Origin of the sequence: Actinomycetospora sp. NBRC 106375, from assembly GCF_030269665.1 — a bacterium.
GTDB lineage: Bacteria > Actinomycetota > Actinomycetes > Mycobacteriales > Pseudonocardiaceae > Actinomycetospora.
This window is the reverse complement of the sequence record NZ_BSTS01000070.1, coordinates 1-1,176: the sequence shown is the minus strand read 5'-3', so window position 1 is coordinate 1,176 and position 1,176 is coordinate 1. Positions and strand designations below refer to the sequence as shown.

Annotated in this window: 2 protein-coding genes; both read left to right on the top strand. The window is 66.5% G+C overall.

Annotated features, from left to right (window positions below; translation table 11 throughout):
* Positions 1–68: 68 nt before the first annotated feature.
* Positions 69–359, top strand: coding sequence for a transposase (locus QSK03_RS32900; protein WP_285660047.1), 291 nt, complete (start codon positions 69–71; stop codon positions 357–359).
* A gap of 47 nt (positions 360–406) precedes the next feature.
* The coding region (locus QSK03_RS32895; protein ID WP_285660046.1) for an IS3 family transposase at positions 407–1,176 on the top strand (770 nt) is incomplete at its 3' end.

The window sequence follows — 1,176 nt, the reverse complement described above, 5'->3', positions numbered from 1 at the left end:
TGAGGTTGGCCCCTGACACCGGACACGTCGTCTGAGGTGGACCCGGTCCGCCAGGGAGGATGTCGTTCGTGCCTGCACCTCACCCGCCGGAGTTCCGGCGTCGCGCCGTGGATCTCGCTCGTGCCGGCGAGCAGACGGTCGCTGTGATCGCGAAAGACCTGAGCATCTCGGAATCGTGCTTGCGGAACTGGATGGCCCAAGCCGACGCGGACGAGGGCCAGGACACTGCGCGGTTGACCAGCAACGAGCGCGCCGAGCTCGCGGAGCTGCGCAAGAAGTCCAAGCGCCTCGAGGTCGAGAACGAAATCCTCAAGCGGGCTGCGGCCTATTTCGCGCGGGAGAACGTCCTCCCAAAGTAGTCTTCCCGCTGGTCCGTGAACTCGCCGACGACGGATTCTCTGTCGCGGTGACCTGCCGGGTTCTTGGCGTCCGCCGCCAGGGCTACTACGAATTCGTCGCCGGGGTGCGGTCTGCCCGGGACCAGGAGAACGAGTTGCTGCTCAAGCACATCGAGAAGATTCACCAGGAGTCCCGCGGCACCTACGGCTGGCCGCGGGTCCACGCCGAGCTCACGTTGGGGCTGGGGCTGGCGGTCAACCACAAGCGGGTCGCCCGGCTGATGCGCGCGGCCGGCATCCAGGGCCTCTACCGGCGCCGACGCCACGGCTGCACCGTCCGCGACCCCGCCGCGGACCCGTATCCCGACCTGGTCGACCGCCGGTTCACCGTCGACCGGCCCGACCAGCTCTGGCTCACCGACATCACCGAGCACCCCACCGGCGAGGGCAAGCTCTACTGCGCGGCGGTCCTCGACGCCTACTCCCGAAGAATCATCGGGTGGTCGATCGACGACAACATGCGCACCGCTCTGGTCACCGACGCCCTCGGCATGGCCATCACCCGCCGGCGCCCCGAGAACGGTTCCACGATCATGCATTCCGACCACGGGTCGCAATTCACATCATGGGCGTTCGGCCAACGTCTGCTCGCAGCCGGCCTGCTCGGTTCGATGGGCTCGATCGGTGACTGCTACGACAACTCGATGATGGAGTCGTTCTGGGGCACGATGCAACTCGAACTGCTCGACTCCCGCACCTGGTCCACCCGCGCCGAGCTTGCCAACGCGATATTCGAATGGATAGAGTGCTGGTACAACCCCAAGCGACGCCATTCCAG